We start from the raw sequence: 24,762 nt of genomic DNA, 5'->3' as shown, positions 1-24,762 counted from the left end.
GGCCATGTCAGTGCTTCCGGGCGGCGAGGCGGCGCGCATTGCGGCGCACGCGCTTGCCGTAGGGCCTGACGGCGGCTTCGGAAACGGCGCGGACCGTGCTTTCCGGCGAAGCCGCCGTCATCAGGGCCTTTGCCAAAGCAAAATTGGCCGCCACGACGCTTTCCGCCGCGGCAGCCATCTTCTCGGTGACCATCCGGGTCATTTCGGCGGTGTCCTGCGTCGAACCCGTCATCGCGGCCATGCCCATCTCGTGGCAGCGCATGGCGATCACGAAAGGGGCCTCCAGCCAGAGGCTGAAGGCGTCGCGACGAAGCTGACGCCCGCCGGCCACGTTATTCCCGTGCCGCGCCGGCGCCGGCGCGGGCTGCGCGACCGCCACGGCGACCGCCGCCGGCTGCAGGGGCTGCGGCGGAGGCCGCAGCCGGCGCACCGGCTTCGGCGGGCTTGTGGTCGCGGTAGGTCATGATCCAGTTGGTGCAGTTCGCGTCGGTGCCGTTCAGCACGTTGGCGGCGCGCACGGCTTCCATTTCCTGCGGGCGGCACGGGTTCATGATGGCGGACGTCATGCCGGCGCCGATGACCATCGGGATGAAGCCGGCATTGATGCCGTGGCGGTGCGGCAGGCCGAAGGAGATGTTGGAGAGGCCGCAGGTCGTGTTGACCTTCAGCTCGTTGCGCAGGCGATAAAGGAGCTGGAAGACCTGTCGGCCGGCATCGCCCAGCGCGCCGATCGGCATGACGAGCGGGTCGACGACGATGTCGTGCGGCTTGATGCCGTGGTCCATGGCGCGTTCGACGATCTTCTTGGCGACGGCGAAGCGCACGTCCGGGTCCATGGAGATGCCGGTTTCGTCGTTCGAGATGGCGACGACCGGAACGTCGTATTTCTTGACCAGCGGCAGGATCGCTTCGAGCTTTTCTTCCTCGCCCGTGACCGAGTTCACCAGCGGGCGGCCCTTGGCGACCTTGAGGCCGGCTTCGATGGCGGCCGTTACCGACGAGTCGATGGCGAGCGGGATATCGACGAGGCCCTGGACGATCTCCAGCGTCTGGACGAGCAGGCCCGGTTCGGTCTCGTTCGGGTTGACCGAGGTCACGCCCGCATTGATGTCGAGCATCGTCGCACCGGCGGCGACCTGTTCCAGCGCGTCCTTGATGACGGTCTCGAAGTTGCCGGCCTGCATTTCCGCGGCCAGCTTCTTGCGGCCGGTCGGGTTGATGCGTTCGCCGATGACGCAGAAGGGCTGGTCGAAACCGATGACGATTTCGCGGGTGGCCGAGGCGACGATGGTGCGTGTCATATAGGGTCCTCTGGGGCAGGGCGCTGGTTCTGGTCTAGCGCGCGATTTCCGGTGTTACAAGCTGCATGCCGGCGGGCGCCGGCAGGCGGAATCAATGGGGTTGCTGGGCGGCCTGTCCGGCCATCTGCTGCTGGTCCTGTTCCTGACCGTTGCGCGCCGCCTCGATGCGTTCGGCAATGAGCTGGTCGACCGGGTTCGGCTCGCGCTTCCAGGGCTGGCGGCCCTTCAGCACGCCGGAATCATGCACCATTTCCGCGACATATTCTTCCTGGCGGTAGGCCATGACGTGAATGCCGGAAACGCCCTCTATCTCCTTCACCTCGTTGATGATGTCGATGCAGAGCTGCTTGCCTTCCTTCTTCTGGTCTTCCGCGCCTTCCAGGCGCTTGATGACCGCATCGGGAATGTGGATGCCCGGCACGTTGGAGCGGATCCACTTGGCCGTCTTGGCGGAGGCCATCGGCCCGACGCCGACGAGGATGTAGCACTTCTCGTGCAGGCCGAGGTCGCGCACCTTCTTCATGTATTCCCGGAACATGGGAACATCGAAGCAATACTGGCTCTGCACGAACTGCGCGCCGGCCTCGATCTTCTTGGCGAGGCGATAGGGGCGGAAGTCGTGGGGCGGGGCGAAGGGGTTGATCGCCGCGCCGAGGAAGACCTTCGGCGGCGTCGTCAGCTTGCGGCCCGACAGGAATTTCGAATTGTCGCGCATGATGCGCACCGTTTCGAGCAGCGACATGCAGTCGAGGTCGAAGACCGGCTTTGCGCCCGGCTGGTCGCCGGCCTGCACGCCGTCGCCGGTGAGGCACATGATGTTGCACACGCCCATGGCGGCCGCGCCCAGCACGTCGCCCTGGATGGCGATGCGGTTCTTGTCGCGGCAGGCGATCTGCATGATCGGCGCATAGCCCATGCGGGTCAAAAGCGCGCAGATGCCGACGGACGACATGTGGCAGTTGGCGCCCGAAGCGTCCACCGCGTTGATGCCGTCCACCCAGCCGTCGAAGATCGCGGCGCGGGCATAGACGTCTTCCGGGTTGGCGCTGTCCGGCGGGTTGAGTTCCGTCGTCACGGCGAATTCGCCGCGGCGCAGGACGCGTTCGAGGCGGCCGAGCGAGGAATGGCCGGGAAGCGGATCGAGCGGCAGGTGCGCGCCGAGCGGGTTTTCGTCGATATGCGCCATGGCTCAGGCGTCCTTTCCGGCGGAGGCGTCGGCTTCCCGGGCAGCGGCGGCTTCGGCCGTCACGCGCAGCCAGGAGGAGGTTTCACGCAGCGACTGGTTCACCGGCTTCTGCACGTTCATGATGGCATTCCCGTTCGCCATGTTCTGCGAGCCCTTCCATGCCTGTACCCAGACGCAGGGCATGTCCGGCTCCACTTCGCAATTGCCGTTGGCGCGCACGCCGCCGCAGGGACCGTTGCGAAGCTGCTTGGGACAGTTCATCGGGCAGGACATGCCCGTGGAGGACAGAGCGCACTGGCCGCACATGCGACAGTCGAAGAGGAAACCCTTCACATGGCGCTCGACGAAGGTGATCGGTCGCTCCACGCGCTGGTAGCCGAAGAGCTTCCAGACCGGGTGCAGCAGCAGGAAGCCTTGGGCGAAGCGGTTGTAGAACCACTCGAAGAAGCGCGAGTTGCGCACGGCCCACAGGCGGATCGTGTATTTGTGGCGCGAGCGGCGGCTCGGGGAGACGCCGGCCGGGGTGAAGGCGCCGGTGGCGGCCTTCTTGGCGGGCGCGGCATTACCGGGCTTCTGGACGGCGTCAGCCATTGTCGCGGCCTCCGGCCTTGACGAGGGCGACGAGGCGCTCGCGGTCATAGGCGGCTTCCAGCTCGGCGGCGGCCTTGTCGGCCTCGGCTTCGAGATCGTCGGAAACCGGGACCGGATCGGCCTTGCGCCATTCGGCGAGGTAGTCGTCCGTCTCGGCGGCGCCGGTGCGCATGGCGCACATGTCGATCGCCTCGGTGAAGCGCAGCGACAGCTCCCGCTTGGCGTTCGTGCGGCCCTTCTTGATGATGACCTGGGCGGGGATGTCGCGCCAGTAGACGATGATGCGGTCTGCCATGTGAAAAGGTCTCCTCGCAATGACAATGCTTCGTGGCCGCGTCGCGGGCTGCACTCGCCACGACTGCCCCATGCTCAAAAGCGACGCGGGATTTCGCTATCCAGAAGTTTTACCAGATGCCGCGGGTCACGCCGTTCCAGAGCCAGGTCCAGATCGGCGGATGATACCATTGCCGCGAGGGCGCCGCTATTTTCAAAGGCTTGAGGTCACCGCAAACCGCATCGCGCAGCGCCGCGACGACGATGCCGGTCGCCGCCGCCGTCTGGAGCAGCGGATAGGTGTGCATCGTGTCGCGTTTGGACGGTTCGAGGCGATGCTGGTAGAGCACGCCGCCGGTATCCACGCCCGCATCGACGAGATGCACGGTCGCGCCGAAGTTCGCCTCGTCGGCCATGACGCGCGACCAGTAGCCGCCCTGCAGGCCGCGATATTGCGGGTTGATGCCGGCATGCAGGTTGAGGACGGGGCAGGGGATGGCGGCGAGCGTTTCGGCCTTCAGCATGCGGGTGCTGACGAGAAGCAGCGCTGCCGGGCGAACGCCGTCGAGCACCTTCAGGAAATCCGGGCTGTTGGCGGAGGGAACGGCGATCCGACGGATTGTCGAGTCGATTTGAGGATTTGCGCCGAATTCTTCGAGGATTTCGGCAGCGCGGGCGGCGGTGAAGCGCTTGCCGTATCTGGAGACGACCATGGTCGCGAGCTGTCCCAGCGCCTGCACCCAGCCGAGTTTCCTGGCGCGTCGCCGGATGAAGAGCGCCTTCGATTCGGGCTGTTCCTCGATCACCACGAGATTCGGGAAGGCCGCCCTGACGGCGTTGACGACGATTTCGGGGTTGGTGCCGGGCTGGATCAGCATCGCCACCGTTTCCATTCGCGTCTCGCGTTCCGTCATGTCATGCCTCGCCCGGTCTTTGGCGCGCATCATCGTGGACATGGCTTAGGAAGCGGTAACCGTCGCCCCGGATTTGCAAGGCAGGGCTAAGGATTGGCTAACGCGCCCGCAGCAGTTCGCCCGTCAGGTCGCCATAGCCGGTGAAGCGGTATTCGTAGGCGAGGCCGAGATAGTCTGCGGCTTCCTTCGCCTTCTGCTGCAGGGCCTCGTCCTCGATCTGCGAGAGGTAGACGACCTTGCGGTAATTGCCGAAATACATCTCCTTCAACTGCGGATGCCGGTCGAGGCCGAGCGGCTCGATGACGAAGGAGCGGAACTGGCGGGCGAGGAAGTCGGTAAGGAAGAAGGACGTCACGTCGTCGTCCTTGGCCGCGAAGGCTTCGTTGCCGGCGAAGAAGGAATAACAGTGCGGGCCGGCGATGCGCTCGACGCCCTCGCGCTCGCAGACCTTGTCGAGCAGTCCGCCGGTGCCGCAATCGGCATAGCCGACGAAGATGCGCGAAAAGCCTTCGGCCCGGGCCTCCCCGATCGCCTGTTCCACGCCGGGGGCGATCTTTTCCGGATGGGCGTGCCAGATGGCGGGAAGACATTGCAGGTCGATATGGTCGAGACCGTTCGCATCCCGGATGGCGAGGACTTCGCGGGCGATGGCGCCGCAGGCGATCACCCGTAATTTTTCAGGGGGGGTACGTTCCCCTTCCGGCTTTGCTGGTCTAACTTTCGATTCGAAGTGATTCATGAGGAGACCCTGCCATGACCGCGAAACATCTCGCCCGTTTCGGTATCGTACTCACCGCGCTGATCATGCTCAGCGCCTGCGGCAACACCATTCGCGGCCTGGGCCGGGATACGGCCAACGCCGTCGACGCGACGAAGGATGCCGGCAACAACATCGCACGCGCCGCCAACTGATGCGGCCGGGGCCAGCGCCTTCGGGCGCGGCTACCTGATAGATCATTGCAGGGTGGCGCCGATTCAAGACCGGCGCCGCCCTATTCGTTTGTCAGCCTGCAAGCATGTTGTGCTTGCGCTTCATGAATTCCTTGGCCGTTTCAACGGCGACGGCCGCGTCGCGGCAATAGGCGTCCGCACCGACGGCCTTGCCGAATTCCTCGTTCAGCGGCGCGCCGCCGACGAGAACGACGTAGTCGTCGCGCAGGCCCTTTTCCTTCATCGTGTCGATGACGACCTTCATGTAGGGCATGGTGGTGGTCAGCAGGGCGGACATGCCGAGGATATCCGGCTGCTCGCGCTCGATGGCTTCGAGGTAGTTTTCGACCGGGTTGTTGATGCCGAGGTCGATGACGTCGAAGCCCGCGCCTTCCATCATCATGCCGACGAGGTTCTTGCCGATGTCGTGGATGTCGCCCTTGACGGTGCCGATGACCATCTTGCCCTGCTTCGGCGCGCCGGTGGCGGCGAGCAGCGGACGCAGGATCGACATGCCGGCCTTCATGGCATTGGCCGAAAGCAGCACTTCCGGAACGAAGAGGATGCCGTCGCGGAAGTCGACGCCGACGATGCGCATGCCTTCGACGAGCGCCTGGGTCAGCACGTCATAGGGAGCCCAGCCGCGTTCGAGCAGGATGTTCGTGCCCTCTTCGATCTCCTCCTTGAGGCCGTCGTAGAGGTCGTCGTGCATCTGCTGCACAAGCTCTTCGTCGGAGAGATCGGCGAGAATGATTTCGTCGTCAGACATGTTGGTTCCTCGTCTCCATTGGCTCTGCGGTCGGCAGGCTCGTCGTAAAGGAATATCCTTCCTCCCGCGCGCACCTGATTTTGAAAGCGACGTCGCATACAGCGAAAAGCGACCCGCCGAACACTTGTTTCCTCAATACTCCGTAAAGCCGTGAATTGACAGTGCAAACGCGACGATGCCGCTACGCGCGCCGTCGCAAACCCGCTATAGTCTCCGCGACATCGATATCCAGCGTGCGCCACGGCTTGGCGCATTGAGAACCGCCCTCCACCCGGGGCTTGCTAGCATAGGGCAGGAGGCGCATTCAGGCGCTGGAAGAACAAGGCCGGAAGTACAAGGCCGGGCAGCACAAGGAAAGACGGATCATGAGCGAGGACATCCAGCAGGCAGCAGGCGAGGGCGGCGGACGCCGTTCGCGCGAGGGACGCGGCGCGGCCGCACGGCGCGCATCGCGCACGGGGGGCGGTCCCGGCCCGTCGCTGCCCTACATCACCCGCAAGGTGAAGGAATACGAGGTTCTCGACGAGGAAGGCCTGTCGCTGATCGAGCGCAATGCCGACCGCGTGCTGGAGGAGATCGGCATCGAATTCCGCGACGACCCGGAAGCCCTGGCGCTCTGGAAGGATGCCGGCGCGGATGTGCGCGGCGAGCGCGTGCATTTTCCCAAGGGCCTGTGCCGTGAGCTTCTGAAGACCGCTCCGTCCGATTTCACCTGGCATGCCCGCAACGCCGAGCGCAACGCGCATATCGGCGGCAAGGCCACCGTCTTCGCGCCGGTCTATGGCCCGCCCTTCGTGCGCGACCTCGACGGCAATCGCCGCTATGCGACCATCGAGGACTTCCGCAATTTCGTGAAGCTCGCCTATATGGCGCCGTCCATGCATTCCTCCGGCGGCACGGTCTGCGAGCCGGTGGACGTTCCGGTGAACAAGCGTCACCTGGACATGGTCTACAGCCATATCAAATATTCCGACAAGCCGTTCATGGGCTCGGTCACCGCGCCGGAACGCGCGGAAGACACGATCGCCATGGCCAAGCTCGTCTTCGGCGACGATTTCGTCGAGAAGAACACGGTCACGCTCAACCTCATCAACGCCAATTCGCCGATGGTCTTCGACGAGACCATGGTGGGCGCGCTGAAGGTCTATGCCCGTCATAATCAGGCCTGCGTCGTCTCGCCGTTCATCCTGTCGGGCGCCATGAGCCCGGTCACGGTCGCCGGCACGCTGACGCAGATTCTTGCCGAGGTTCTCGCCGGCGCGTCCTTCACCCAGCTCATCCGCAAGGGTGCGCCGGTGCTGTTCGGCACCTTCGCCGCCTCGATCTCCATGCAGTCGGGCGCGCCGACCTTCGGTTCGCCGGAGCCGTCGCTCGTCTCCTACGGCGCGGCGCAGCTCGCCCGCCGCCTTGGCCTGCCGTTCCGTACGGGCGGCTCGCTCTGCGGCTCGAAGATTCCGGATGCGCAGGCGGCCCACGAATCGGCCAACACGCTGAACATGACGCTGCTCGCCGGCACGAATTTCGTGCTGCACGCGGCCGGCTGGCTCGAAGGCGGCCTCGTCGCCTCCTACGAGAAGTTCATGATCGACCAAGACCAGCTCGGCATGCAGCAAAAGTTCGCCGAAGGCATCGACCTTTCGGAGACTGCGCAGGCGCTCGACGCCATCCGCGAAGTCGGCCCGGGCAGCCACTATCTCGGCTGCGCCCATACCCAGGCCAACTTCCAGAGCGCCTTCTACCGCTCGCCGCTCGCCGACAACAACTCGTTCGAGCAGTGGGAGATCGAAGGCCAGAAGCGCATCGAGGAGCGCGCCAACGCGCTCTGCCGCACCTGGCTGGAGCACTATGAGGCGCCGTATCTCGATCCGTCGATCGACGATGCGCTGCTCGAATACGTTGCCAAGCGCAAGGAATCGATGCCGGACGCCTTTACCTGAAAGGGTCCCGATCGCGCCAGGGAGCAAGGCGGAGCGACGCGGGTGGCGGACATGATCCAGAAAGACGTCTGGCGTCCCCACTACGAGCTCAAGGGAGACGTGACCCGGTGAGGGCGCGTCGTCCCGATACGAACAACATCCGTGCGGCTCTCGAGCCGCACGGTCTTTTTTTGCGTGGCTTCGTGAATTTCGCCGAGGGCGAGACCGCCCCGCAACTGGCGGACGGCCGCCCCGCCGGAAGCGTCGTGCTCATCGGCAATATCGGCTCCTCCCTCTGGCCCGCCTTCTCGCGCTGGCGCGAGACGCAGCCGGATCGCGGCGGCAGCGATCCCCTGGACACCTGGTCGAAAGCGGTTCTCCATCCCGTCGCTGCGGCGGTGGACGCCACCGTCTGGTTTCCCTCCGACCCGCCCTGGCAACCCTTCCAGCAATGGGCCATGCGCGCGGAGGGCCTGAAGACCTCGCCACTCGGCATCCTCATCCACCCCGTTTACGGCCTCTGGCATGGCTATCGTGGCGCGCTGGGTTTTGTGGAGAGGATCGAGGAGGAACGGTTCGCGGCAAAACCCCATCCCTGCGACCACTGTCCCGACAAACCATGCCTGACCACCTGTCCCGCCGGCGCGGTCCATGCGGGAGCCTTCGACGTGCCGGCCTGCCGCTCGCATCTGCGCACGCAGGAGGGGCAGGCGGGCTGCATGCTCTCCGGCTGTCTCGCCCGCGCGGCCTGTCCTGTGGGTGCCGCCTATCGCTACGACGACGCGCAACTGCGCTTCCACATGGCGGCGCTGTCGCTTTGAGGGGAATCACCGCTAAATTCGCCGCATTGCGAGGGGAGCCAAGGCCCATGCGGTTATTCCTGTCTCTTTCATTTTTGTTTTTCATCCTTGTCCTGCGGAGCACCGCCATGGCCGAACCGCCGAAATGCGCCGGGATCGAGCATCTTTCCGGCCGTTATACCGTCTGCACCTTCGATCCGGCGAAGGACGCGATCCGGCTTTACGGCGCGAGGACGCTGGACACGGCGGGGGCGACCTACGACCAGCTCAACACGCATCTTCTGCGCAACGGGCAGCATATGAGCTTCGCCATGAATGGCGGCATGTATCACCACGACTACGGGCCGGTCGGGCTGCTGGTGGAGGATGGCAAGGAGACGGGCGCGCTCAATCACGACGATGCCTTCGGCAATTTCTTCATGAAGCCGAATGGCGTGTTCTGGGTAGCGGAGGGCAAGGCCGGCGTGATGGAGACGGAGGCTTTTGCCAAGGCCGGCCTTTCGCCCGTCGCGGCAACGCAATCCGGGCCGATGCTCGTCATCGACGGGAAGATCCATCCTCGTTTCCTGCCGGATGCCACCAGCCTGCAAATCCGCAACGGCGTCGGCATCCTGCCGGATGGGCGCGTCGCCTTCGCTATTTCCGATGTTCCGGTGCGTTTCCACGACTTCGCGACGCTCTTCCGCGACCGGCTGCAATGCAACAATGCGCTCTTCCTCGACGGTAGTATTTCCAGCCTCTATGCGCCGGAAATCCGGCGGCATGACCGCGATGCGGTGATGGGCACGATCATCGCTGTCGTGAAAAAACTGCCCTGGTGAAAAAAATCTCGTTTGCCGCCCAAGGATTGCCGCCCGGCAGACGTCTGAAGGGTTAGTGCACGCAATCGGGATGGACCCGTGGAAACAGAACTCGTCGAGAAAGCGGCTTTGGGGGACCGGCAGGCATTCGCCGCGCTAGTCGAAAGCCGCTATGATTTCATTCACGCCGTCGCCTGGCGATGGTGCGGCGACCGGCAGGACGCCGAGGACGTGGCGCAGGAGGTGTGCATACGCCTTGCCGCCGCCATTCGCGGCTTCAAGGGCGCGAGCCGCTTCGGCACATGGCTTTACACCGTGACGCTGAACGCCGCCCGCGACCAGATGCGCAAGCGCCGCCGGGCCGAATGGCGCGATGCGGCCTATCTGCGTGAGCGGGCCGTGCTGGAAGGCGGCCCGCAGGAGGGCGACAACGAGGACCTCTGGCAGGCCGTGCGCCAGCTTCCCGACAAGCAGCGCGACGCCGTGCTGCTCATCTATGGTGAAGGCCTGAGCCACGCCGCTGCGGCCGAGGTGCTCGGCTGCGCCGAAACGACGATTTCCTGGCATGTGCACGAGGCCCGCAAGCGCCTGAAGGTGCTTTTGCGCGATGCCGCCGCGTGACGGAAGGATAGACCGATGACCGATCTCGACCTCGAAAAACTCGCCCGCCGCGCCCCGCCTGCCGCGCTGGATTCTGCGCGCGCCGATGCGCTGACCGCAGCCATGCGGGCCTTCGACGATGCGGAAAAAATTGTAACGGCGCCCCAAGGTTCGGCCGGTGGCGGGCGTCGAAGCTCCATCTTCAACCGGATATGGAGCCCCATCATGAACCGCAGACTTCTGGCCGGCTCGGCCCTCGCCACCTTGCTCGTCGTTCCCGTCGCCGGTCTCGTCACCTATGAACTGGTGCGCAATGGCACGGTGCCGCTGGCGACCGAAACGCAGATTGCGGCAAAGCCCGTCGATGCGGGTGAGCGTGCCCGCCAGCAGGAGGCCAAGACGGAGACGTCGAGCGCGGGCGAGCTTGCCGCTCTCCAGAAATCCAGGCAGGCGCAAGCACGGCAGGACCTGGAAGCTGCCGCTACCGCCAAGGTCGCCGCCGACAGCGCCCAGCCGACGAACATGCCTGCCGAAGAGCCGCTTGCCGAGATGCGCAAGGAAGAAGTTGCCGCTGCCGCACCGGAATCCCTTGCTGTTGGCGGCGCGGCGGCCACGCAGAATCTCAGCCGCGTCATTGCGCAGCCCTCGGCCGTCGCTGATGCGGTCGCCATGCCTGCGCCGGAGGAAGACCGCGAGCGCTTCGCCTCGGCCGATCCCAACCCGGTGAAGAGCGTCGCCACCGATCCCGTCTCGACCTTCTCGGCCGATGTCGACACGGCCTCGTACTCCTATGTGCGCCGGTCGCTGCTCGGCGGCAGCCTGCCGGATGCGGAGGCGGTGCGCGTCGAGGAACTGGTCAATTATTTCCCCTATGACTGGAAGGGGCCGGAGACGGCGGAAAAGCCGTTCAACGCCACCGTCACCGTCATGCCGACGCCGTGGAACAAGGATACCGAGCTGCTGCATATCGGCATCAAGGGCTTCGAGACCGTGATGACGGAGCAGCCCCCGGCCAATCTCGTCTTCCTCATCGACGTTTCCGGCTCGATGGACGAGGCGGACAAGCTGCCGCTGCTGAAGAGCGCCTTCCGCCTGCTCGTCGGCAAGCTGAAGGACACCGATACCGTGTCTATCGTCACCTATGCAGGCGATGCCGGCGTGGTGCTGGAGCCGACGCAGGCGAAGGAGCGGCAGACGATTCTCGATGCCATCGACAATCTCCAGCCCGGCGGCTCGACGGCCGGCGCGGCGGGCATCGAGACGGCCTACAGGCTCGCCGAAAAGGCCTTTAGGAAGGATGGCGTCAACCGCGTCATGCTGGCGACGGACGGCGATTTCAATGTCGGCCCGGCGAGCGACGAGGACCTGAAGCGCATCATCGAGGAGCGCCGCAAGAGCGGCATCTTCCTTTCCGTACTCGGCTTCGGCCGCGGCAATTACAATGACGGCATGATGCAGACGCTGGCGCAGAACGGCAACGGCACGGCCGCCTATATCGATACGCTCGCCGAGGCGCAGAAAACGCTGGTGGAGGAGGCGGGATCCTCGCTCTTCCCCATCGCCAAGGATGTGAAGTTCCAGATCGAGTTCAACCCGGAGCGCATCGCCGAATACCGCCTGATCGGCTACGAGACCCGCACGCTGAACCGCGAGGACTTCAACAACGACAAGGTGGATGCCGGCGATATCGGCTCGGGCCACCGCGTCACGGCGATCTACGAAGTGACGCCGAAGGGCAGCCCGGCCGTGCTGAACGACCCGCTGCGCTACGGCAAGGGGGAGGCGGCCGAAACGCAGGCTTCGGGCGGTTCGGAACTCGCCTTCCTCAAAATGCGCTGGAAGAAGCCGGATGGCGATACGAGCGATCTCGTTACGATGCCGGTGACGGACGCCAATGCGGTTGCCGATGTGAATGCGGCTTCCGGGGACGTGCGCTTCTCGGTCGCGGTCGCCGCCTTCGGGCAGAAGCTCAAGGGTGTCTCCGCCCTGCAGGATTACGCCTATGGCTCGATCCTCGGCCTTGCGGAAGCCGCCAAGGGCAACGATCCCTTCGGCTACCGGGCGGAATTCCTGAAGCTGGTGCAACTGGCCGAGGGGCTTTCCGGGCAGAAATAGGCCGCTAAGTTTCTCTTACCCGGCCCGCCGCACTCACGCGGCGGGCTTTTCCCGGTCATCCTGGGAGCTATGCGTGGCGGATGCCGTTGCTCCGTTCCGTCTGCGAAGGGGCGGGGGCAGCAGGCGGATGAGGGGGGCGGTCCAGCGCCTCTCCTTCGCCTGCGGCATGGGCTCGCAGTAGGGATCGACATTTTCCGTCTCGACCAGGACCAGCCCCACGTCGCGCAGCATGTGTTCATCCTTGCGCGCGATCAGCAATCGCAGCGCTTCCCGCTCCGCCCGCACCTGCCGGTAACGCCTTATCCTTGCCAGCACTTTTCCGAAAATATCCATGGCCGCTGCCTTTCTTTCTGCACACAGCCAAGCAAAGTCGTAGACATTTCACAAACGAATAGCGATGATGGCAGGCATCAGAAAAAGCGATGACGCCATGTATCCTCCGCTCGAAAGCGATCTGCTCAGAATTTTCGTTGCCGTAGCCCAGGCCGGCAATGTCACCCATGCCGGCGAGAAGCTCGGGCGCACGCAATCGGCCGTCAGCATGCAGGTGCGCAAGCTGGAGGAGGCGGTGGGCCTTGCGCTCTTCGAACGCGGGCCGCGCGGGGTGACGCTGACGATGGAGGGGGAGCGGCTGCTGCCCTATGCGCGGCGCATCGTGGGGCTTGTCGACGAGACGACGGCGGCCATGCGCACCCTGCCTTTGGACGGGCCGGTGCGGGTCGGCATTCCGGAAGAATATAACCAGACCGTTCTGCCCGGCGCGCTCGCCGCCTTCGCCGAGACCAATCCGGGCACGGAGGTGACGGTGTTCTGCGGCTACACGGCGCAGCAGATGGAGGCGCTGGAGGCGGATGAACTGGACCTTGCCGTCATCTTCGAATGGGACGGCGGCATTTCCGGCGAGCTTCTGGCCATCGACCCCACGGTCTGGGTCACGTCGCTTACGCACAACCTGCATCTGGAGCGGCCGGTGCCGGTGGCGTTTTACCGGCGGTCGGTCTGGTGCCGGGAATTCGCCCAGCGCTCGCTGGAGCCGCACTCCATTTCCTATCGGGTGGCCTATACCAGCGATACGAGCGGCGGCCTGCGCTCGGCTGTCGCGAGCGGCCTCGCCATCGCCCCGCTCGCCCGCAGCAACATTCCGCCGGGCGCGCGCGAACTGACCGCGGCGGACGGTTTTCCGCCGGTCGATTCGTCCCGGGTCGTGCTGAAGCGCAATCCGCGTCGTGGCGGGCCGGCCATCGACGGCATGGCGGACATGGTCCGCAAATCCTTCGCGCCGCTGGCGGTGCTTGCCGATCAGGCCTTCGGATAGGCGCGCTCGATGCCGCCCGAGCGGGTGAGGCCCGCGCGGAATGCGGCGAAGGCCGCGTGCTGGCTGGAGCGGGCGGCTTCCATGAGACGGATCTGCAGGCGGGCGGGCGCGCTGTTGCCGAGCCATTCGCCGAGCTTTTCCAGCTTCAGCGTGTTGAGAAAGCGGGCCTCCGCCGCGCGGTTGAGGCAGAGGTCGAGGCCTTCGAGCAGGTTCTCGTCCTGCTGCGGCGTCTCCATCAGCAGGCGCAGATAGGCCTGATCGGCCTCGGCCAATGCGGCAAGCTTGTCGGCGACGGCTTCCCGGTTCGGAAAGGCTGCGGCATCGGCATTCATGATCATCCCCCAGAATCGCTTCTCCCTTGGATAGGACGGCCGAAAACCGGCCGCAAGCGTGTCGGGTAGCATTGGACTGAAAATCCAATATTGACAAAAAGTCTATAATTGGATTGTTTGTCGCCATGTCTGAATCATCCAATGCCGATACGCTGCTTCGCCAGCACGCCGCCACGGCCGCGGCCATGTCGATCCTGCTCCATCCCCATGCCGAGGTCGTGCTGCACGATCTCGAAACGGGGCGGATCGCCGGAATCTGGAACGCCTTTTCCGGCCGCAAGCCGGGCATGGAATCGCTCGTCGGCGATGCCCTGGAGGGGATCGGCGAAGCCGGGGTCTACGGCCCCTATGAAAAGACCGGCGAGGACGGGCGGCATTTGAAATCGGTGACGGCCGTCTTGCAGGACGACTTCGGGCAGGCCGCCGGGCTTCTCTGCATCAACATGGATGTTTCGCATTTCGAGGCGGCGGCGAAGCTGCTTTCGGCCTTTACCGGCGCTGCTGCGCCGCGCCCGGCCTCGCTCTTTGCCGGCGACTGGCGCGAAGAAATCAACACGGCGCTGCACGACTGGCTGCGCACGCGCGGGCTGGCCCTGACGGCGCTGAAGAAGGGCGACCGGGTGGAACTCGTCGCCGCGCTCGACCGGCGCGGCCTGTTCCAGACCCGCAACGCCGTCGATCATCTCGCCGGTCTCATGGGGTCTTCGCGCGCCTCCATCTACAATTACCTCGCCGATGCCCGGCGCCCGAACCAGAAGGACAGTATCTCGTGACGACCCTGCCGGATTTCCGCCTCGAAACCCATTTCTCCCGTTGGGAATTCAAGGCGCGCCACCACATGACGGCGAGCGATGCCGAAACCATGACCATGTCGGCGCTGCTGGCGCTTGCCGGTCCCGAGGACCGCGAGGCATGGGACCGCCTGTCGCTCGGCTATACCGAGACCTGGGGCGCACCGGCGCTGCGCGAAACCATCGCCTCGACCTACGACACGCTGTCGGCTGCGGATATCCTCACCTTCGCCGGGGCGGGAGAGGGGATCTACTGCGCGATGCTGGCGCTGCTTGCGCCCGGCGACCATGCCATCGTCACCGTGCCGAACTACCAGTCGATGGAGACATTGCCGCTTGCCATCGCCGGTAATGTCACGGGCGTGGCGCTGCGCCCGGAAAACCGCTGGCAGCTCGATCTCGACGAGGTGCGCGCCGCCCTGCGGCCGGAAACGAAGCTGATCGCCGTCAATTTCCCCAACAACCCCACCGGCGCCATTGCCGACAAGGCGATCTTCCATGGCCTTGTCGATCTTTGCGCCGAGCGCGGCATCCATCTCTTTTCCGACGAGGTCTATCGCGGGCTGGAAGTCCATGAAGAAAAGCGTCTGCCGCAGGCCGCCGACCTCTTCGACAAGGGCGTTTCGGTTAATGTCACCTCCAAGGCCTATGGCCTGCCGGGCCTGCGCATCGGCTGGATCGCCAGCCGCGACCGCGCCCTGCTGGCGCGCATGGAGAAGATGAAACACTACCTGTCCATCGCCAATGCGGGGCCTTCGGAGGTGCTGGCGAATATTGCGCTCAAGGCGCGCGAGACGATTTTCGCCCGCAACCGCGCGCTCTGCGCGGAGAACATGGCAAAGCTCGACGTGTTCTTCGCGCAATACCCGTATCTCTACGAATGGACCGAGCCGGATGGCGGCTGCGTCGCCTTCGCGCGCTATCTCGGCAAGGACGGAGTGGAGGAGCATTGCCGCCGGCTGGTGGAGGAGAAGGGCGTGCTGCTGCTGCCCTCCAGTCTCTTCGTCTCGGACCTTCTGCCGGTGCCGATGGACCGTTTCCGCGTCGGCGTCGGCCGCCGCAATATCGATGCGGGGCTTGAGGCCTGGCGGGCGTTTCTGGCCTGAGCTGGGCAGAAAAAAGCCGCCCGCAGCGATGGCTGGGGCGGCTTATCTTTTCGTCATAAAGCCGGATATCAGCTCCGGCGGCGGCCGCCGCGTTCGCGGGCGGGCGCTGCCGCGCTTTCGTCGGCGGTCTTGTTACGCAGCGGGCCGATCTTCTCGATGATCGTTTCGAGCGAGGGGCGCTCGCGCGGCTCGTGGGCGTCGAGCGCCACGCGCATGGCGGCAAGGTGCTCGCAGGACGTGCCGCAGCAGCCGCCGATGATGCGCGCGCCGGCATCGCGGGCAAGGCGTGCATATTCGGCCATCAGCGGCGGCGTGCCGGAATAGTAGATTTCCGCGCCGCGATATTCCGGGATGCCGCAATTGCCCTTGACGACCACGGTCGCGGACGGGTTGGCGCCCGTCATGTCGAGCAGCGAGGACAGGATATCCGACGCGCCGACGCCGCAATTGGCGCCGACCGCGAGCGGGCCGGAGCCGATGTCGCCGGCAACGCCGTGGATGTCCTTCGGATGCAGGCCCATCATCGTCTTGCCGGCCGTATCGAACGAGCCGGTATAGACGAAGGGCATGCCGGTCTTGGTGGCCGCTTCCGCCGCCGCGCGGATTTCTTCCGGCGAGGACATGGTCTCGATCCAGGCGACATCCGCGCCGCCGGCCTTCAGGCCCTCGATCTGTTCGGCGAAGGCGGCGACGGCGTCGTCATAGGTCAGCGCGCCGAGCGGGATCAGCAGCTCGCCCGTCGGGCCGACGGAGCCGGCGACGATGACCTTGCGCGGCGCCTTGTCGGCGACCGCGCGGGCGATCTCGGCAGCCTTCCTGTTGAGCTCGAACACGCGGTCCTGCGCATGGTGCAGCTTCAGGCGATGGCGCGTGCCGCCGAAGGTGTTGGTGAGGATGATGTCCGCGCCCGCATCGACGAAGTCCTGGTGCAGCTTCGTGATGTTTTCCGGCTTCGCCTCGTTCCACAGTTCCGGCGCTTCACCGGCTTCCAGGCCCATGGCGAAGAGCGATGTGCCGGTGGCGCCATCGGCAAGCAGGAAGGGCTTTTCGGCAAGAAGCTGGGCAAGCGGGTTCGTCGCGGTCATCGGAGGATCCTTCTGTTTGTCGCATCATATAAAGATTTCTTTATGTGAATGCAACGATAGGCTTCGGCAAAAGAAAAGGGCGCCTTGTGGGCGCCCTTCCGTTCGGCATGGTCGTCGCCGTCAGGCCGCTTTCGTTTCGTGGCTCGCCGAGGTCACCATGGCGGCGATGATGGCGCTGAGGCTGAGCGCGCCGAGCGGCCGGCCGGCCTCGTCGACCACATGGGCCAAAGTCTGGTTGGCGGAGGTCATGGCGCGGGCGGCCTCTTCAAGCACTGTGCCGCTCCTGACCGGCATGCCCTCGGGATTGCCGGAAAGGGGCGCCATGATCGTTTCGACATTGACGACGCGGCCACGGTTCACTTCCTTGACGAAGGCCGTGATATATTCGTCCGCCGGGTTCAGCACGATCTCCTGGCCGGTGCCCTGCTGCACCACCATGCCGTCGCGCAGGATGGCGATCTTGTCGCCGAGGCGCAGCGCCTCGTCGAGGTCGTGGGTGATGAAGACGACGGTCTTCTTCAGTTCCTTCTGCAGGTCGAGCAGCACGGTCTGCATGTCGACGCGGATCAGCGGGTCGAGCGCCGAATAGGCCTCGTCCATCAGGAGGATGTCGGCATCGTTGGTCAGCGCCCGGGCAAGGCCGACGCGCTGCTGCATGCCGCCCGAAAGCTGGTTGGGATAATGGTTCTCGAAACCGGCAAGGCCGACGCGGGCGATCCACTGCTTGGCGCGCTTTTCGCGCTCGGCGGGGGCGACGCCCTGAATTTCGAGGCCGTAGACGGTGTTTTCGAGGACCGTGCGGTGCGGCAGCAGCGCGAATTTCTGGAACACCATGGCGGTCTTGTGCCGGCGGAATTCGCGAAGGTCGTTCTCGTTCATGCGACAGACGTCGACGCCGTCATAGAGCACTTCGCCGGCGGTCGGGTCGATCAGGCGGTTGATGTGGCGGATGAGGGTGGATTTACCCGAGCCGGAGAGACCCATGACCACCATGATGCCGCCGGCCGGCATGGAGATGTTGATGTCGCGCAGGCCGAGCACATGGCCGTATTTCTGGTTCAGCTCCGCCTTGCCCATGCCGTTCTTGACGGCATCGACGTAATCGCCGCCACGGGGTCCGAAGATCTTGTAGAGATTGCGGACCTCGATTGCATGACTAACCATGAATTCCCTCCGAATGCTGCTGCAGCCGCTTGCCTGTCTTGCACGCCCGCAGCCGATGAGGATCGGCGGAGCGCGGTTCCGTTCAGGATTGGTGCGGGATTATTCTTGTTCTGGTCCCTGTCCCCGCATTGTCATCGCATGAACCGCCGCCCGACAGTATACTGTTTGCGACCTCTTCGCTTTTTTGATGCGCGTTCGGCCGTTCTTCCCGAAAATCCGTTCAGAGCGCCGCCTTGACCTTCTCGGCGATCTCAGGGCTGACCCAGCCGCTCCAGAAGTCGGGATAGGTCGCCAGGAAATGTTTCGCGGCATCCTCGCTCGTCGCGCTGTTCTCCGCCTTCCAGGCGAGAACCTTGCTGACGGTGGCGTTGTCCCAGCTACGGACGGTCATATAATCCATGGCGACGGCGGCCTTCTTGGCGAAGGCCTCGGTCACGATGGTGAAGACATCGGAGGTCGGGAAGGAATTGACCTTGGGGTTCGGGCAATCCGGCACCGCCGTGCAGGCGTCCCATTCGGCCTTGTCGTGCTCGATGCCGAAGGAGAGCTTGGTCATCTCGTATTTGCCGAGCAGCGCGGTCGGCGCCCAGTAATAGCCGAGCCAGCCGGTCTTCGTCTCGAAGGCCTTGGCGATCGAGGCGTCGAGGCCGGCGGCCGAGCCGGTGTCGACCAGCTCGAAATTCAATTCGTCCGCCTTCAGCGCCCGGAAGAGGTTGGCGGTGGAAACCTGGCAGCTCCAGCCGGCCGGGCAATTGTAGACCGCGCTCTTTTCGGGATTGTCCTGCGCGGGGAAAAGCTCCGGCTGCTTCAGGGCGTCGGCGACCGTCTTGATCTCGGGATGCTCGTCGGCAAGGAATTTCGGAATCCACCAGCCTTCGACGCCGCCGTCGGCAAGAAGCGGGGCGAGCTGGAACAGGCGGCCTTTGGCGATGGCGGCGTTGAGCTGCCTGCGCACGGCGTTGACCCACAATTCGGGCGCGACGTCCGGCTTTCCGGTCTCGTTCATGCTGGTGAAGGTCGACATCGTATCGCCCGGCACGAGCGTGACGGTGCAGCCATAGCCCTTTTCGAGGATCAGCCTGTCGATATGGGCGGCAATGCTCGCCGAATCCCAGTTCATCTCGGCGATACTGACCTTGCCGCACTCCGCTGCCCGCGCGGAACCGGCGAGGGCGAAAAGCCCGGCGGCAAGGAGCGTGGAGGCAAGCAGCGTCTTCATGGGGTCAAGACCTCCCAGTCTTTCATACGGTGTTCGGCCAAGGGCGGCGCGATGGTTTTCTCAAGCCGGCTGCCCGTAATGTCTGTGACGGCGGAGGGCGCGCCGGGCGCTTCGTCCCGCTAGGCCTGCTCCAAGGCTGTTTTTTGTCCGCCGGAAATGTGTTGCCGGCGACGCGTTTCTTGCGTCACGTCGGCAAGCCTACGGGATCGCGTAAAGAAATCAACCGCCTGCGGGGCCATATCCGGTCCGGGAGCCGTCCGCCGATGGCGTCGATGAAAAACTTTTTCGGGAATTTTTCGAAAAAAGAGCGCGATTCATCTTTGCTTAACGTCCCGATAACGGTCCGGTAAGGATGTGCCGCTATTTGTTTCAACACGGCGGGGGACATCGCCGCCTGCTCCGGAAAGGTTTTGCGTACCGGAGTGCCTGGTTCCGATGCGTTTTTGTCGGAAGCCGCCATGCGTATTTTGGCAAGCCGTGCATCACCGAAAGGGATGTACGGCTTTCGCCGTTTCAGGCCTTCGCAAAAACGAAAAACGCCGCCTCCCGGAGAGAGGCGGCGCTGCATGCGGGCGGACCTGACGTCACGCCCTAAGGGTTAACCGACATTGCCGGTGCGCACGACGCCGAGCGGGCCGAGCGGCGCGTCGAGGACGACGTTGCGCACCCGCGACTCGCTTCGCGGCGCCTTGCCGTTCCAGGCGATCTGAACGAAATTCTGCTTGCTGAAGATGTACAGCATGTCTCTGTCCTTGAAGTCCGGGGCCACGCGCCACGGCTGTGCGATAGGGTGGATATAGGCCTGCCGGCGGTGGAAGTCATGGTCGTTCACGGCGCTTGTCGTCGCAAATGGAACATTCTATCCGCTATGCGCAAACTGCATGGCGAAAGGGTGCGGGCCTTCGCCCCCGGCCTCCGGAAAATGTGGCAAGATTGCGATATGTCAGGGCTTTCCGGCGGGGGGCGGTAATGTTAGGAAGCGCCATGACAAGAACGATCATGCTGCAGGGCACCGGCTCGGATGTCGGAAAAACGGTATTGGTGGCGGGGCTTTGCCGCATCGCCGCCAATCGCGGGCTGACCGTGCGGCCCTTCAAGCCGCAGAACATGTCGAACAACGCCGCGGTCTCCGCCGACGGCGGGGAGATCGGCCGGGCACAATGGCTACAGTCGCTGGCCGCCCGCGTGCCGTCCTCCGTGCATATGAATCCCGTTCTGCTGAAGCCGCAGTCCGATGTCGGCAGCCAGATCGTCGTGCAGGGCAAGGTCTTCGGCCAGGCGAAGGGGCGCGACTACCAGGCGCTGAAGCCGAGGCTGATGGATGCCGTCATGGAAAGCTTCTCGGCGGTCTCCGCCGGGGCCGATCTCGTCGTCGTCGAGGGGGCCGGGTCGCCGGCGGAAATCAACCTGCGGGCCGGCGACATCGCCAATATGGGCTTTGCGACGCGGGCGGGCGTGCCCGTCGTGCTTGTTGGCGATATCGACCGCGGCGGCGTGATCGCCTCGCTGGTCGGCACCCACGCGATCCTGCCGGAAGAGGACCGGCGGATGATCACGGGCTACCTCATCAACAAGTTCCGGGGCGACGTGACACTTTTCGACGGCGGGATCGCCGAGATCGGCCGCTTCACCGGCTGGCCCTGCTTCGGCGTCGTGCCGTGGCTGAGGCAGGCGGGGCGGCTGCCGGCGGAGGATTCGGTCGTGCTGGAAAGGCTGGCCGGCGGGAGCGGCGGGGCGCTGAAGGTCGCCGTGCCCGTCCTGTCGCGCATCGCCAATTTCGACGATCTCGATCCGCTGAAGGCCGAACCGCAGGTGGACCTCGTCTTCGTGCGGCCGGGCGAACCGTTGCCCGCCGATGCCGGCCTTGTCGTGCTGCCCGGCTCCAAGTCGACCATCGCGGATCTCGGCGATTTCCGCGCCGCCGGCTGGGACCGGGATATTGCCATGCACATGCGTCGCGGCGGACGGGTCATCGGCATTTGTGGCGGCTACCAGATGCTCGGCCGCCGCGTCACCGATCCGCTTGGCATCGAAGGGAGCGAGCGGGAGGTGGAAGGCCTCGGCCTACTCGACGTCGAGACGGAAATGGCGCCGGAAAAGACCGTGCGCAACAGCCGGGCGCGCTCGCTGCAATATGATGTGCCGCTGGAAGGCTACGAAATCCATCTCGGCCGCACCGCCGGCCCGGACGCCCTCAATCCCTCCGTCAGCATAGACGGGCGGCCGGACGGGGCGGTCTCCCCCGATGGGCGGGTGATGGGCACCTATCTGCACGGCCTGCTTTCGAGCGACGCCTACCGGGCGCGGCTTCTTGCCGATTTCGGCATCGAGGGCGGCGGGTTCGATTACCGCGCCGGGGTGGACGCCGCGCTCGACGGCGTGGCGGCGGAACTGGAGGCGGTTCTGGACCGCCGCTGGCTGGACGATCTTTTGGGCGCATCTGATTAAACGGGCCGTCTCGAACGTACAGCCATCAGGTTGCCTCGCACCGATACGGCGCACCAAAGTTGCGCCAGAATTCGATGCGAGGAGTGACGAAAACACGTTTGGCCGACGGGCGCTTGCCGCGCCTGCGCGCGATCCGAAAAGGGTGAAGTAGATGCGTTCTGGACCTCTTGCACGCTCCGTTCTGGCCGGTCTGGTCGGGCTGTCGCTCGCCGGTCTTCCGGCGGTCGCCGCCGCCCAGACGGCCAATGAGGCCGCCAGCGCCGGAAAGCGCTGGGAGGAGGAGTTCGCCCTCTGGCAGAAGGTGTCCTCCGGCAGCGACCTTGCGCAATATGAAGGCTACCTGAAGCAATATCCGAACGGCACCTTCGCCTCCATGGCGCGCCTGCGCATCGCCGAATTGCAGGCCTCCGCCAAGGCGAAGCCGGCGGTGACCGCATCCGACGACGCTGCCGCCAAGGCAAAGGCCGAGGAGGCTGCCGCCGCCGCGAAGGCGGAGGAAGCGGCGCGGAAGGCTGCCGAAGCGAAGAAGGCTGAAGAGGCGCAAAAGGCTGCCGAAGCCGAGAAAGCCCGCGCCGACGAGGCCGCCCGCAAGGCTGCCGAGGCCAAAAAGGCCGAAGAGGATGCCCGCAAGGCCGCCGAGGCCGAGGCGCAGGCCGCGCGCCTGAAGGCGGAGGAGGCGGCGGCCGCCGCGCAAAAGCTCGCGGAGGAGAAGGTGGCTGCGGAAGCGAAGGCGAAGGCCGAGGCCGCCGCGGCGGAAAAGGCCCGTGCAGAGGAGGCCGCGCGCCTCAAGGCCGAGGCCGAGAAGAAGGAAGCGGCCGCCCGCAAACAGGCCGAGGAACAGGCCGCCGAGGCGGCGCGTTTGAAGGCGGAGGCCGAGGCCGCCGACAAGGCGAGGGCGCAAGAAGCCGCCCGCCTCAAGGCTGAAGCCGAGAAGAAGGAAGCGGCCGCCCGCAAACAGGCCGAGGAACAGGCTGCCGAGGCGGCGCGCCTGAAGGCGGAGGCTGCGGCCGCTGCCGACAAGGCGAAGGTGGAAGAGGCCGCACGGCTCAAGGCCGAGGCCGACCGCAAGAAAGCCGAGGAAGCCGCTGCCGCGCAAAAGGCCCGGGCAGAACAGGAGGCCGCTGCCCGCCGCGAGGCCGAGGCAAAGCGCATCGAGGCGGAAAAGGCCGCCGCTGCCGAAAAGGCGCGGATCGAGCAGGAAGCCGCCGCTGCCCGCAAGCTTGCCGAAGAGAAGGCGGCTGAACTGGAACGGCTGAAGGCCGAAGCCGCCAAGGCCGCCGCCGATGCCGAGGCGAAGGCCGCCGAAGCTGCGCGCCTTGCGAAGGAAGCCGAAAAGCGGGCGGCGGAAGCTGCCGCCGCGCGCAAGCAGGCCGAAGACGGCGCGGCCGCTGCCACGAGCGCGGCGCAGGGCACCGGCAACGCCGCCGCCGACAAGGCGGAAGCGGCAAAGCGCGAGGAGGCGGCTTTCCAGAAGGCCGTTCTCGAAGGTTCGGAAAAGGCTTTCCGCGGTTACATTGCCCAATATCCGAACGGCCGTTTCGTCGCCGATGCCCGCGAGCGCCTTGTCGGTCTGGCCAAGGCCACCGGTCCGCTGGATGCGGCGGAGGCGGAAAGCAAGGTCACCAGAGAGCCGGTCGTCGATCCGCGCGAGGCCTATCTGGGGCGCAACACCCGCGTCCAGGCGCAGCGCTGGCTGAATGCGCTCGGCTACAGCACCAACGGCGCCGATGGCGTCTTCGGCCCGCGCTCCCGCTCGGCGATTGCCGCCTGGCAGCGTTCGTCCGGCTATCGCGCCGATGGCTACCTCTCGCGCCAGCAGTTCCGCGCGCTGCGGCAGGCCGCGCAATATGCCGAGACCCGGCAATATCGCCAGCAGCGCCGCTACCAGCGTGACCGGCGCGAATACGACGTGCTGGAAGGCCCGGTCGACGGATATTACGATGGCCCCTACTATCGCGACGACGGCTATTACGACGATGGCGGCGGCGTGGTGATCATTCCCCGCTATTGAGGCTGTGCGTGCCGGCGGCGGTCGATTGACTCGCATCCGGCGGAAGCATAATCATCCGGACATTGGATGGTTCCCGAATCCGGCGACGGATCGGGGAGCAAATGGGAATGTGACGCGGCAGTCCGACCGGACGCCGCAATCACGGCCGACCCCGCGACTGTAGAGTGGCGAGGGGACCCTGTCCGGTTGAGGAACGGGCGCGGAGCCGGGGCAATGGTGCCCATGGACTGCAAACGGGACGCCGACCGGAAAAGCCACTGGGTGGCATCGCGATAAGCCGGGGCCGGACGCCTCTTTTTCTACGAATCGTCCGCCTTTCGCGATGCAGACCGCCCGGGAAGGCGAAGGGAACCCGCAGGCGCTGATGCGCCGGACGCTGCGAGCCAGGAGACCTGCCAGCCAATGAGGGCAATAGCGCCCGACCGGGGAGGGTTCTCCCAACTGCCAGCACGGAGGTTGTCATGGCTGTTTTCCGCCGAAAGGGCGGTGTCGCGTCCGGTATGACCGGCCCGCTACGGGCAGGTCGATGCATGGGCTTCCTCAGCGGCGCGATCGCCAGGGCTGCCTGACATGACCGAGACATCGTCCGGAGCCGTCCTGGTTCTGGGGGGCGCGCGTTCCGGAAAATCCGCCTTCGCCGAAGGCCTTGTCACCGCGAGCGGTCTTTTACGCCATTACATCGCCACCGGCCGCGCCTTTGACGAGGAGATGCGCGAGCGCATCGCCCATCATCGCAAGGATCGCGGCGACGGCTGGGTGACCCATGAGGAACCGCTGGCGCTTGCCGCCCGCATAAACGAGATGGCGCGCCCCGACCGCGCGGTGCTGGTCGATTGCCTGACGCTTTGGGTCACGAACCTGATGCTGGAGGAGCGCGACATGGTCGCCGAATTCTCCGGCCTTCTCGACGCCATCAAGACGGCGCCCGGCCGGCTGATCCTCGTCTCGAACGAGGTCGGTCTCGGCATCGTGCCGGATAACCGCATGGCGCGCGATTTCCGCGACCATGCCGGGCGGCTGCACCAGAAGGTCGCCGCCCTCGTGCCTGAAGTCTATTTCCTCGCGGCGGGCCTGCCGCTGAAAATGAAGGGTTGAG

The 24,762-nt window shown here is 65.4% G+C and carries 27 protein-coding genes and 1 riboswitch; of the genes, 12 read left to right on the top strand and 15 right to left on the bottom strand.

Going from position 1 to position 24,762, the window contains the following annotated elements; genetic code table 11:
* Positions 1-7 precede the first annotated feature (7 nt).
* The 7 genes from K8M09_RS09765 to K8M09_RS09735 all read right to left on the bottom strand — a co-directional run bounded on the left by K8M09_RS09765 (position 8) and on the right by K8M09_RS09735 (position 5,004).
* Positions 8-331 (bottom strand): hypothetical protein, encoded by a 324-nt coding sequence (locus K8M09_RS09765; protein ID WP_160784543.1) that lies wholly within the window; start codon positions 329-331, stop codon positions 8-10.
* 1 nt (position 332) lies between these two features.
* Positions 333-1,301, bottom strand: coding sequence for a methyltetrahydrofolate cobalamin methyltransferase (locus K8M09_RS09760; RefSeq protein ID WP_160784542.1), 969 nt, complete (start codon positions 1,299-1,301; stop codon positions 333-335).
* 91 nt (positions 1,302-1,392) lie between these two features.
* Positions 1,393-2,487 (bottom strand): methylenetetrahydrofolate reductase, encoded by a 1,095-nt coding sequence (locus K8M09_RS09755; protein ID WP_160784541.1) that lies wholly within the window; start codon positions 2,485-2,487, stop codon positions 1,393-1,395.
* A 3-nt stretch (positions 2,488-2,490) separates the two neighbouring features.
* Positions 2,491-3,078 carry a methylenetetrahydrofolate reductase C-terminal domain-containing protein gene (locus tag K8M09_RS09750; RefSeq protein WP_160784540.1) on the bottom strand — a complete coding sequence of 196 codons (588 nt, stop codon included), beginning with the start codon at positions 3,076-3,078 and terminating at the stop codon, positions 2,491-2,493.
* Entirely contained in the window at positions 3,071-3,373 is a 303-nt protein-coding gene (locus K8M09_RS09745; RefSeq protein ID WP_160784539.1) for a virulence factor, read from the bottom strand. The genes K8M09_RS09750 and K8M09_RS09745 overlap by 8 nt, the downstream gene beginning before the upstream one ends.
* A gap of 109 nt (positions 3,374-3,482) precedes the next feature.
* Positions 3,483-4,265, bottom strand: a complete 783-nt coding sequence (locus tag K8M09_RS09740; RefSeq protein WP_160784538.1) for a formyl transferase — start codon at positions 4,263-4,265, stop codon at positions 3,483-3,485.
* A 97-nt stretch (positions 4,266-4,362) separates the two neighbouring features.
* On the bottom strand, positions 4,363-5,004 hold the full coding sequence (locus K8M09_RS09735; protein WP_160784537.1) for a DUF1638 domain-containing protein: 642 nt from the start codon (positions 5,002-5,004) through the stop codon (positions 4,363-4,365).
* Positions 5,005-5,018: 14 nt separating this feature from the next.
* Here K8M09_RS09735 and K8M09_RS09730 point away from each other — a divergent pair, with 14 nt between their 5' ends.
* Positions 5,019-5,177 (top strand): entericidin domain-containing protein, encoded by a 159-nt coding sequence (locus K8M09_RS09730; protein WP_160784536.1) that lies wholly within the window; start codon positions 5,019-5,021, stop codon positions 5,175-5,177.
* A gap of 91 nt (positions 5,178-5,268) precedes the next feature.
* On the opposite strand, the gene K8M09_RS09725 is transcribed toward K8M09_RS09730, so the two are convergent.
* Positions 5,269-5,964, bottom strand: a complete 696-nt coding sequence (locus K8M09_RS09725; RefSeq protein WP_023514481.1) for a corrinoid protein — start codon at positions 5,962-5,964, stop codon at positions 5,269-5,271.
* Positions 5,965-6,329: 365 nt separating this feature from the next.
* Between K8M09_RS09725 and K8M09_RS09720 the strand changes: the two genes are divergently transcribed.
* The 5 genes from K8M09_RS09720 to K8M09_RS09700 all read left to right on the top strand — a co-directional run bounded on the left by K8M09_RS09720 (position 6,330) and on the right by K8M09_RS09700 (position 12,195).
* Positions 6,330-7,901 carry a trimethylamine methyltransferase family protein gene (locus K8M09_RS09720; protein ID WP_160784535.1) on the top strand — a complete coding sequence of 524 codons (1,572 nt, stop codon included), beginning with the start codon at positions 6,330-6,332 and terminating at the stop codon, positions 7,899-7,901.
* A gap of 107 nt (positions 7,902-8,008) precedes the next feature.
* Positions 8,009-8,701 (top strand): 4Fe-4S dicluster domain-containing protein, encoded by a 693-nt coding sequence (locus K8M09_RS09715; protein WP_160784534.1) that lies wholly within the window; start codon positions 8,009-8,011, stop codon positions 8,699-8,701.
* A gap of 107 nt (positions 8,702-8,808) precedes the next feature.
* Positions 8,809-9,501 (top strand): phosphodiester glycosidase family protein, encoded by a 693-nt coding sequence (locus K8M09_RS09710; RefSeq protein ID WP_229342265.1) that lies wholly within the window; start codon positions 8,809-8,811, stop codon positions 9,499-9,501.
* Positions 9,502-9,579: 78 nt separating this feature from the next.
* On the top strand, positions 9,580-10,101 hold the full coding sequence (locus tag K8M09_RS09705; protein ID WP_160784532.1) for an RNA polymerase sigma factor: 522 nt from the start codon (positions 9,580-9,582) through the stop codon (positions 10,099-10,101).
* Positions 10,102-10,116: 15 nt separating this feature from the next.
* Positions 10,117-12,195 carry a VWA domain-containing protein gene (locus K8M09_RS09700; RefSeq protein ID WP_160784531.1) on the top strand — a complete coding sequence of 693 codons (2,079 nt, stop codon included), beginning with the start codon at positions 10,117-10,119 and terminating at the stop codon, positions 12,193-12,195.
* Positions 12,196-12,228: 33 nt separating this feature from the next.
* On the opposite strand, the gene K8M09_RS09695 is transcribed toward K8M09_RS09700, so the two are convergent.
* Positions 12,229-12,528: a hypothetical protein gene (locus tag K8M09_RS09695; protein WP_160784530.1), complete on the bottom strand. Its 300-nt coding sequence runs from the start codon at positions 12,526-12,528 to the stop codon at positions 12,229-12,231.
* A 97-nt stretch (positions 12,529-12,625) separates the two neighbouring features.
* Here K8M09_RS09695 and K8M09_RS09690 point away from each other — a divergent pair, with 97 nt between their 5' ends.
* On the top strand, positions 12,626-13,510 hold the full coding sequence (locus K8M09_RS09690) for a LysR family transcriptional regulator (RefSeq protein ID WP_160784599.1): 885 nt from the start codon (positions 12,626-12,628) through the stop codon (positions 13,508-13,510).
* Here K8M09_RS09690 and K8M09_RS09685 read toward each other — a convergent pair.
* Complete coding sequence (locus K8M09_RS09685; protein WP_160784529.1) at positions 13,495-13,842, bottom strand: hypothetical protein; 348 nt, start codon at positions 13,840-13,842, stop codon at positions 13,495-13,497. The two genes, K8M09_RS09690 and K8M09_RS09685, sit on opposite strands and share 16 nt — an antisense overlap.
* A gap of 125 nt (positions 13,843-13,967) precedes the next feature.
* Here K8M09_RS09685 and K8M09_RS09680 point away from each other — a divergent pair, with 125 nt between their 5' ends.
* Together K8M09_RS09680 and K8M09_RS09675 are read left to right on the top strand one after the other, a co-directional pair.
* Positions 13,968-14,615: a helix-turn-helix transcriptional regulator gene (locus tag K8M09_RS09680; RefSeq protein WP_160784528.1), complete on the top strand. Its 648-nt coding sequence runs from the start codon at positions 13,968-13,970 to the stop codon at positions 14,613-14,615.
* Positions 14,612-15,739 carry an aminotransferase class I/II-fold pyridoxal phosphate-dependent enzyme gene (locus K8M09_RS09675; protein WP_160784527.1) on the top strand — a complete coding sequence of 376 codons (1,128 nt, stop codon included), beginning with the start codon at positions 14,612-14,614 and terminating at the stop codon, positions 15,737-15,739. Before K8M09_RS09680 ends, K8M09_RS09675 begins: the two co-directional genes overlap by 4 nt.
* A 68-nt stretch (positions 15,740-15,807) precedes the next feature.
* On the opposite strand, the gene bmt is transcribed toward K8M09_RS09675, so the two are convergent.
* From bmt to K8M09_RS09650, 5 genes are all read right to left on the bottom strand, one after another.
* On the bottom strand, positions 15,808-16,824 hold the full coding sequence (bmt, locus tag K8M09_RS09670; protein ID WP_160784526.1) for a betaine--homocysteine S-methyltransferase: 1,017 nt from the start codon (positions 16,822-16,824) through the stop codon (positions 15,808-15,810).
* A 120-nt stretch (positions 16,825-16,944) separates the two neighbouring features.
* A complete protein-coding gene (locus K8M09_RS09665; protein WP_160784525.1) occupies positions 16,945-17,988 on the bottom strand; it encodes a quaternary amine ABC transporter ATP-binding protein in 1,044 nt (347 codons plus the stop codon).
* Between the two features lie 220 nt (positions 17,989-18,208).
* Entirely contained in the window at positions 18,209-19,207 is a 999-nt protein-coding gene (locus K8M09_RS09660; RefSeq protein ID WP_160784524.1) for an ABC transporter substrate-binding protein, read from the bottom strand.
* A 184-nt stretch (positions 19,208-19,391) separates the two neighbouring features.
* Positions 19,392-19,775 (bottom strand): hypothetical protein, encoded by a 384-nt coding sequence (locus K8M09_RS09655; RefSeq protein WP_160784523.1) that lies wholly within the window; start codon positions 19,773-19,775, stop codon positions 19,392-19,394.
* Between the two features lie 30 nt (positions 19,776-19,805).
* Complete coding sequence (locus K8M09_RS09650; protein WP_170299379.1) at positions 19,806-20,039, bottom strand: hypothetical protein; 234 nt, start codon at positions 20,037-20,039, stop codon at positions 19,806-19,808.
* A gap of 152 nt (positions 20,040-20,191) precedes the next feature.
* On the opposite strand from K8M09_RS09650, the gene K8M09_RS09645 reads away from it, so the two are divergent.
* The 3 genes from K8M09_RS09645 (at position 20,192) to cobU (ending at position 24,761) form a co-directional block, all read left to right on the top strand.
* The gene (locus K8M09_RS09645) at positions 20,192-21,655 is read left to right on the top strand and encodes a cobyric acid synthase (protein ID WP_160784522.1); all 1,464 of its coding nucleotides are present in this window, start codon (positions 20,192-20,194) and stop codon (positions 21,653-21,655) included.
* Between the two features lie 151 nt (positions 21,656-21,806).
* Positions 21,807-23,666, top strand: coding sequence for a peptidoglycan-binding domain-containing protein (locus K8M09_RS09640; protein WP_160784521.1), 1,860 nt, complete (start codon positions 21,807-21,809; stop codon positions 23,664-23,666).
* Positions 23,667-23,716: 50 nt separating this feature from the next.
* Positions 23,717-24,080, top strand: a riboswitch (cobalamin riboswitch).
* Positions 24,081-24,236: 156 nt separating this feature from the next.
* The gene (gene cobU / locus K8M09_RS09635) at positions 24,237-24,761 is read left to right on the top strand and encodes a bifunctional adenosylcobinamide kinase/adenosylcobinamide-phosphate guanylyltransferase (RefSeq protein WP_160784520.1); all 525 of its coding nucleotides are present in this window, start codon (positions 24,237-24,239) and stop codon (positions 24,759-24,761) included.
* The last annotated feature ends 1 nt before the right edge of the window (position 24,762 follow it).

This window comes from Shinella zoogloeoides (assembly GCF_020883495.1).
Taxonomy (GTDB): Bacteria; Pseudomonadota; Alphaproteobacteria; order Rhizobiales; family Rhizobiaceae; genus Shinella; species Shinella zoogloeoides.
The sequence above is the reverse complement of the archived record's forward strand: the minus strand, read 5'-3'. Positions and strand labels throughout refer to the sequence as shown.